Source organism: Kitasatospora sp. NPDC002522, assembly GCF_053595195.1.
In genome coordinates this window covers 134668-141716 of record NZ_JBSFXE010000019.1, presented here as the reverse complement: position 1 = coordinate 141716, position 7049 = coordinate 134668, and the positions used below count along the sequence as shown (strand labels likewise).

Below are 7049 nucleotides of genomic sequence, written 5' to 3'. Positions count from 1 at the left end.
TCCTCCACGCCTACAACTACCATCGCAGCCACACCGCACTCGGAGGCCAACCGCCGATCAGCCGCGTCAACAACGCTTCAGGTCAATACACCTAGCGGGCGGGCCCGACGAACGCCAGGGCCTCCTCGGCCAGTGCGTCCCAGTCGAGCTGCGACCCGGGGTCCAGGCTCAGCCACTCGCGCATGAGCCGCCCGTGCCCCGGGTCGAAACGCTCGCCCTCACCGGCCGCCACCAGCTCGTCGACCCGGGCGCGCGGGAGCTTCACCACCAGGCGGCCGTGCGCGAGCATCGCGAAGATCTTCCCGCCGACCTTGAGCGCGGCGGCGCCGAACCTTCCCTCCCGCCCCGGCTCGTCACCGGGCACGGTCACCCCGTCCAGCTCCGCGAACCGGGCGACCAGCTGCTCGTACCGCTGCTCGGGTGGGACTGCTCGGCGCCGCCGCATCGGCTCCTCGATTCGTCAGATCTGGATGCCCGCCATCCGCTTCCACTCGTACGGGCCGGTCTTCACCTTCAGGCCGAGCTCGCCCTCGAAGTCCTCGTGCAGGGTCAGCCCGGCCAGCTCGGCGGCCCGGCGGCCGATCGCGTAGGTCGGCGCGACCTGGTCGCCCCAGGTGCCGTCGGCGCCCACCACGACGATCCGGGTGGCGGTGGCGCCGACGTACTCGACGACGCCGTCGGCGCTGCCGCCGTGCTGCGCGGCGAAGCTGCTGAGGTGCTTGGCGATGCGCTTGGCGCGGCGCTCGGCGCGGGCGTCCGGCGCGGCGGTGGTGGCGGTGTCTGCGCTCATGCCCGCATGCTACCGACCGGTAGCGGAGCTGGCGACGGCAGCGTGCTGTGCCGACGGCCACACGGGCGCGGGCGGCGGGGTCAGCTCGCCGGCTCCGGCGTAGGCGCGGGCGAAGTCGACGCCCTCCGGGCCCGGCGCGGCGATCCGGTGGATCCGCTCCAGCCGCAGCCGCAGCGCGAACTCCCGCTCCTGCGGCGGGCACCCGGCCGGCAGGTGCAGCAGGTCGAGCAGCCGGTCGGAGAACTCCTGGACCTGCCAGGCCGCGGCCAGCCGGCGCCGCTGGTAGCCGTCCAGCACGGCGTCGTCGCCGTCCCGGTCGTGGGCGACCAGCACGGCGGCGAGGTCGGCGGCGTCGGCGACCGCCGAGTTGAGGCCCTTGGCACCGGACGGGGTGACGGTGTGCGCGGCGTCCCCGGCCAGGAACAGCCGGCCGGCCCGCAGCTGCCGGGCGACCCGGCCGCGCATCCGCAGCATGCCGGTCTCCAGCAGGCCGCCGATCGCCGGGTCGTCGGCGTCGAGCTCGAGGCGGCGCTCCAGTTCGGCGCGGATCCGCGGCTCGTCCCAGCCGTCCAGCCGCTCCCCGGCGGGCACCTCCAGGTAGAACCGGCCGACGTCGGCGGTGCGCGGCATCATCCCGGCGAAGCCGTCGGTGTGCACCGCGTAGCGGATCCCCTCGACCGGGCGGGAGATCCCGGCCAGCACGGTCAGCCAGTCGTACGGGTAGCGGCGGCCGGGCCCCTCCGCGCCGGGCGGGAAGGCGGTGGCGACCACGCCGTGGGCGCCGTCGCAGCCGACCGCGAAGTCGGCCCGCAGCTCGCCGGCGGCGGTGTGCAGCACCGGGCGGCCGTCGCCGTCCGCGGTGACGGCGGTGACCGGCGAGTCGAAGGCGATCTCGCCGCCGGCCCGCAGGTACGAGTCGATCAGGTCGCGGACCAGCAGCTGCTGCGGGTACACCCAGTGCCGGATCCCGCCGGACAGCGCCCCGTAGTCGACCAGCACCCGCTCGCCGAGGCAGGCGATCTCGCACCAGCCGTGCCGCTCGCCCGCGGCGGTCAGCCGGTCGGCGAGGCCCAGCGTCCGCAGGTACTCCACCACCCGGTGCTCCAGCACCCCGGCCCGCGGGGTCTGCTCCAGCACGGTGCGCGGCAGCCGCTCGTGCACGGTCACCGCGAGGCCGGCGCGGTGCAGCACGTGGGCGAGCACCAGTCCGGCGGGTCCGGCGCCGACCACGGCGATCCGGGTGCTGCGGGTGGTCATCGGTGTCCTCCGGCGGTGAGCAGCGGGGCGGTGCGGGCGGCGGGCACGACGGCCGGGTTGAACACCTCGGTGATCGCGGCCAGCGGCCACGACCCGTGCCACATCAGATAGGTCTTGTAGGCGGCGGGCTCGCCGTCCCAGTCGAGCACCCCGGCGTCCAGCACGGTGCGCCGGTACGCGGTGCCGGCGGCGTGCAGGCCGGGGCCGATCGGCGCGCTGGTGTCGGTGAGGTGCCGCTCGGCCACGCCGGACAGCCCGGGGCGGGCGACCACGACGTTGCGCGACAGTTCGGTGCCGTCGCCGGCGGCCAGCACCGAGCGGCGCACCAACAGCTCCTCCTCGGGCGGGCACTCCAGCAGGCCGGCCGAGCCGCCGGGCGCGTCGGCGGCACGTACCCGGCGGTGGTCGGCCTGCGCTATCCGGGCGGGCGCGCCGGTCCAGGCCTCCAGCAGGGTGGTGGTCAGCCCGTCGGCGGCGAGCAGCATCCGGGTCGGCGCGGCGACGAAGGCCTGGATCCGCACCGCCGTCTCGGCGGGTCTGCGGGCCGCGAACTCGTGCGCGGACGCGACGATCGACTGCAGTGGCATGGCTCCCCCAGGTGTGGCGTCGGTGTGCGCGGACGCGGCGGAGCGGCCGCACCGCGCCCCCGACAGGGCCCGGCCACCCCCCGTGACTCGGCCATCCCGCCTGGTGACGGCGGGTGCAGCCCGAATCTACCCGACGAAGGTTTCAGCTGACGCACCGTCACCCGCCAGGAGTACCCGCCCGGTCGGTGCGGGCGGGATACTGGGCGGGTGACCGAATTCCGCGGCTGGCCCGCCGAGGCGCTCGAGTTCTACGAGCACCTGGAGGCCGACAACTCGAAGTCCTTCTGGAGCGCGCACCGCGCGGTGTACGACGAGGCGGTGCGCGCGCCGATGGAGGCGCTGCTGGTGCGCCTGGAGCCGGAGTTCGGGCCCGGCAAGGTGTTCCGGCCCAACCGGGACGTCCGCTTCAGCGCCGACAAGTCGCCGTACAAGACGCACATCGGCGGCTACCTGGAGTCCGGCGGCTACGTGCAGCTCTCCGCCGACGGCCTGGCCTGCGGCCTCGGCTACTACCAGCTGGCCACCGACCAGCTGGCCCGCTACCGCACCGCGGTCGCCGAGGACGTGGCGGGCGCCGAGTTGGAGCGGGTGGTGGCGCGGGTGCGCGCCGACGGGCCCGCGGTGGTCGGCCGGGACAGCCTGAAGACCGCCCCGCGCGGGTTCCCGAAGGACCACCCGCGGATCGAGCTGCTGCGCCACAAGGGCCTGATCGCCTGGCAGGAGTGGGAGCCCGCGGCCTGGCTGGGCACCCCGAAGGCGTACGACCGGATCACCGGCTTCCTGCACGCCGCCCGGCCGCTGCACGAGTGGCTGGAGAACCACGTCGGCCCCAGCGAGCTTCCGCCGCGCTGAGGCCGAGGGGGGTGTCCCGAGGGGGTGTCCTGAGGGGGCGTCAGCCCACGAACGGGTCGATCGCGACGACCAGGAACAGCAGCGTCAGGTAGGTGATCGACCAGTGGAACAGCCGCATCTCCTTGAGCTTGGCGCCCACGATGCCGGCCTTGGCGCGCGCCTGCAGGGCGTACGCCTCCTTCATCCACAGTCCGCCGAGGACCGCGGCGACCGTCGGGTACAGCCAGCTGGTGTGCGCGGCGGGCCACAGCAGCATCGAGGTGGCCACCATCACCCAGGAGTAGACGACGACCTGCTTGGCCACGCCGATGTTGCCGCGGATCACCGGCAGCATCGGCACCCCGGCCTTGGCGTAGTCGTCGCGGACCTTCATCATCAGCACCCAGGTGTGCGGCGGGGTCCAGAAGAACACCACCAGGAACAGCACCAGGGCCGCCCAGGACAGCGAGTTCGTGACCGCCGACCACCCGACCAGCACCGGCATGCAGCCGGCGATGCCGCCCCAGACCACGTTCTGCGAGGTGCGGCGCTTGAGGCCCAGCGTGTAGACGAAGACGTAGAAGAGGAGCGCGCCCAGCGCCAGCGCCGAGGACAGCCAGTTCACCAGGGTGCCCAGCCAGATCGTGGAGACCACGGCCAGGGTGACGCCGAAGACCAGCGCCTCGCGCGGGGAGACCATGCCGGTGACGATCGGCCGCCGCTCGGTGCGGGACATCACCGCGTCGATGTCGCGGTCGATGTACATGTTCAGCGCGTTGGCGCCGCCCGCGGACAGGTAGCCGCCGACCACCACCGCGAGGACCCGCAGCAGGTCGGGGACGCCGCCCTGGGCCAGGAACATCACCGGCACCGTGGAGATCAGCAGCAGCTCGATGATCCGGGGCTTGGTCAGTGCGACGAACGCCCCGATGCGGGCCCCGATCGGCCGGCGCGCGGTCCTCGTCCCTACCACCCCGGCGGGGCGGGATTCGACGGCGGTCACGGACACCTCAACAGTTGATGAACTTCCACAGGCGACCCGGAGACCCGCAGGGTGCCCGCCGTCCGCGCTGCGCGTACCAGGACACCATAGGCGCTCCATATCTCCCGATCCGCCCCGGGGTCCCCCGGCGAGCCGCCCGCCGACTCGTCTTGCCCCTCGGACGGGCAAACCCTCCCTGGTCGGGTGAAGGTAGGACAGAGCAGTTGACGCCCCGGCAGGGGAATCCCGCGCCGCGCGCTCACGTTGGCCCAGCACGCAGGGTGAGGTGCCCCGGTGACGGTAGGCTCGCACAGAGAAGCGGGATGAACCCTCCGTGATCGGCATCAGCCACAGCGGCGTGGCCGACGGATCCCCTTCACGGGGTGACACTTCACAAAATTCCGGAAGGAGCCCTGAGTCAGGGTGAGCACGACGCCGAACGTATTCGAGTGGAGCGAGCTGGACCAGCGAGCCGTCGACACGGCCCGAGTCCTGGCCATGGACGCCGTGCAGAAGGTGGGGAACGGGCACCCCGGCACCGCGATGTCACTTGCCCCCGCTGCGTATCTGATTTTCCAGCGCTTCCTGCGCCACGACCCGACCGACCCGACGTGGGTCGGCCGCGACCGCTTCGTGCTCTCCCCGGGGCACACCTCGCTGACGCTGTACACCCAGCTCTTCCTGTCCGGTTACGGACTTTCGCTGGACGACCTGAAGGCGTTCCGCGTCGCGGGCAGCCGCACCCCGGGACACCCCGAGCACGGCCACACCGCCGGTGTCGAGACCACCACCGGCCCGCTCGGCCAGGGCATCGGCAACGCGGTCGGCATGGCGATGGCCGCCCGCTACGAGCGCGGCCTGTTCGACCCGGAGGCCGCCGAGGGCGCCTCCCCGTTCGACCACACCATCTGGGCGATCGTCTCCGACGGCGACCTGGAGGAGGGCATCTCCGCCGAGGCGTCCTCGCTGGCCGGCCACCAGAAGCTCGGCAACCTGGTCGCGCTCTACGACGACAACCACATCTCGATCGAGGGCGACACCGCCACCGCCTTCTCCGAGGACGTGCTGGCCCGCTACGAGGCCTACGGCTGGCACGTGCAGCGGGTCACCCCGAAGTCCGACGGCGACATCGACGTGCACGCCCTGGCCACCGCGCTGGACGCCGCCCGCGCCGAGACGACCCGTCCGTCGATCATCGCGATGCGCACGATCATCGCCTGGCCGGCCCCGAACGCCCAGGACACCGCCAAGGCGCACGGCTCCGCGCTCGGCGACGCCGAGATCGCCGCCACCAAGAAGGTGCTGGGCTTCGACCCGACCAAGACCTTCGAGGTCACCGAGCAGGTCATCGACCACGCCCGGATGGTCGTGCAGCGCGGCAAGGCCGCCCGCGGCGAGTGGGAGCAGGCGTTCCGCGGCTGGCGCGAGGCCAACCCGGAGCGCGCCGCCGAGTTCGACCGGATCCAGATCGGCGAGCTGCCGGACGGCTGGGAGAAGGCGATCCCGTCCTTCCCGGCCGGCAAGGACATCGCCACCCGCAAGGCCTCCGGCGACACCCTCGCCGCGGTCGGCAAGCTCGTCCCCGAGCTGTGGGGCGGCTCGGCGGACCTCGCCGAGTCCAACCTGACCACGATCGACGAGGAGTCCTCCTTCCTCCCCGAGGGCAACCCCCTCAAGAGCGCCTCGCCGTACGGCCGGACCATCCACTTCGGCATCCGCGAGCACGCCATGGGCTCGATCATGAACGGCATCGCGCTGCACGGCGGCACCCGCGTGTACGGCGGCACCTTCCTGGTGTTCTCCGACTACATGCGCCCCGCGGTCCGGCTCGCCGCGCTGATGAAGCTGCCGGTCACCTACGTGTGGACGCACGACTCGATCGGCCTCGGCGAGGACGGCCCGACCCACCAGCCGGTCGAGCACCTGGCCGCGCTGCGCGCCATCCCCGGCCTCTCGGTGGTCCGCCCGGCGGACGCCAACGAGACCGCCGTGGTGTGGCGCACCGTGCTGGAGCGGCAGACCAGCCACCCCGGCCCGGTCGGCCTGGCGCTGACCCGCCAGGGCGTGCCGACCTTCGACCGCGAGGTGTTCCACTCGGCCGAGGGCGCGGCCAAGGGCGGCTACGTGCTGGCCGAGGCCTCCGGGTCCTCCCCGAAGGTGATCCTGATGGGCACCGGCTCCGAGGTGCAGCTGGCCGTCCAGGCCCGCGAGGCGCTGGAGGCCGACGGCATCCCGACCCGGGTGGTCTCGATGCCGTCGATCGAGTGGTTCAACGAGCAGGACCAGGCGTACCGCGACAGCGTGCTGCCGCCGAACGTCCGGGCCCGGGTCTCGGTCGAGGCGGGCATCGCCCAGGGCTGGCGCGAGCTGGTCGGCGACGCCGGTCGGATCATCAGCCTGGAGCACTTCGGTGCCTCCGCCGACTACAAGGTGCTCTACCAGGAGTTCGGCATCACCGCCGACGCGGTCGCCGGCGCGGCCCGCGCCTCGCTGCGCACGGTCGAGGCCGTCTCCCGCTAGCGCGGCACCCCGGCCCGGGGGACCGCACTCCCCCGGGCCGGGCCCCGAACTCCACCAGACCGGACGAAAACAGCAGAAGAAG

General features: G+C 73.2%; 7 protein-coding genes. 2 read left to right on the top strand and 5 right to left on the bottom strand.

Features of this window, described 5'->3' with window-relative positions; genetic code table 11:
• Nucleotides 1-91: 91 nt before the first annotated feature.
• From ACWD4U_RS18515 to ACWD4U_RS18500, 4 genes are read right to left on the bottom strand one after another with little or no spacing between them, the layout of a single operon-like run.
• On the bottom strand, nucleotides 92-445 hold the full coding sequence (locus ACWD4U_RS18515; protein ID WP_363452689.1) for an MmcQ/YjbR family DNA-binding protein: 354 nt from the start codon (nucleotides 443-445) through the stop codon (nucleotides 92-94).
• 15 nt (nucleotides 446-460) lie between these two features.
• On the bottom strand, nucleotides 461-790 hold the full coding sequence (locus ACWD4U_RS18510; RefSeq protein WP_363452691.1) for a hypothetical protein: 330 nt from the start codon (nucleotides 788-790) through the stop codon (nucleotides 461-463).
• A 9-nt stretch (nucleotides 791-799) separates the two neighbouring features.
• Complete coding sequence (locus ACWD4U_RS18505; protein ID WP_363452693.1) at nucleotides 800-2047, bottom strand: FAD-dependent monooxygenase; 1248 nt, start codon at nucleotides 2045-2047, stop codon at nucleotides 800-802.
• Nucleotides 2044-2634, bottom strand: a complete 591-nt coding sequence (locus tag ACWD4U_RS18500; protein ID WP_363452695.1) for a hypothetical protein — start codon at nucleotides 2632-2634, stop codon at nucleotides 2044-2046. Before ACWD4U_RS18500 ends, ACWD4U_RS18505 begins: the two co-directional genes overlap by 4 nt.
• Before the next feature lie 207 nt (nucleotides 2635-2841).
• On the opposite strand from ACWD4U_RS18500, the gene ACWD4U_RS18495 reads away from it, so the two are divergent.
• Entirely contained in the window at nucleotides 2842-3486 is a 645-nt protein-coding gene (locus ACWD4U_RS18495; RefSeq protein ID WP_363452697.1) for a DUF2461 domain-containing protein, read from the top strand.
• A gap of 40 nt (nucleotides 3487-3526) precedes the next feature.
• Here ACWD4U_RS18495 and ACWD4U_RS18490 read toward each other — a convergent pair whose 3' ends face one another.
• Nucleotides 3527-4468 (bottom strand): heme o synthase, encoded by a 942-nt coding sequence (locus ACWD4U_RS18490; protein ID WP_363452699.1) that lies wholly within the window; start codon nucleotides 4466-4468, stop codon nucleotides 3527-3529.
• Between the two features lie 402 nt (nucleotides 4469-4870).
• On the opposite strand from ACWD4U_RS18490, the gene tkt reads away from it, so the two are divergent.
• On the top strand, nucleotides 4871-6967 hold the full coding sequence (gene tkt, locus ACWD4U_RS18485; RefSeq protein WP_363452701.1) for a transketolase: 2097 nt from the start codon (nucleotides 4871-4873) through the stop codon (nucleotides 6965-6967).
• The last annotated feature ends 82 nt before the right edge of the window (nucleotides 6968-7049 follow it).

Coding starts and splice junctions, on each gene's coding strand:
- ACWD4U_RS18515 (WP_363452689.1), bottom strand. CDS start 445: ATGCGGCGGCGCCGAGCAGTCCCACCCGAGCAGCGGTACGAGCAGCTG.
- ACWD4U_RS18510 (WP_363452691.1), bottom strand. CDS start 790: ATGAGCGCAGACACCGCCACCACCGCCGCGCCGGACGCCCGCGCCGAG.
- ACWD4U_RS18505 (WP_363452693.1), bottom strand. CDS start 2,047: ATGACCACCCGCAGCACCCGGATCGCCGTGGTCGGCGCCGGACCCGCC.
- ACWD4U_RS18500 (WP_363452695.1), bottom strand. CDS start 2,634: ATGCCACTGCAGTCGATCGTCGCGTCCGCGCACGAGTTCGCGGCCCGC.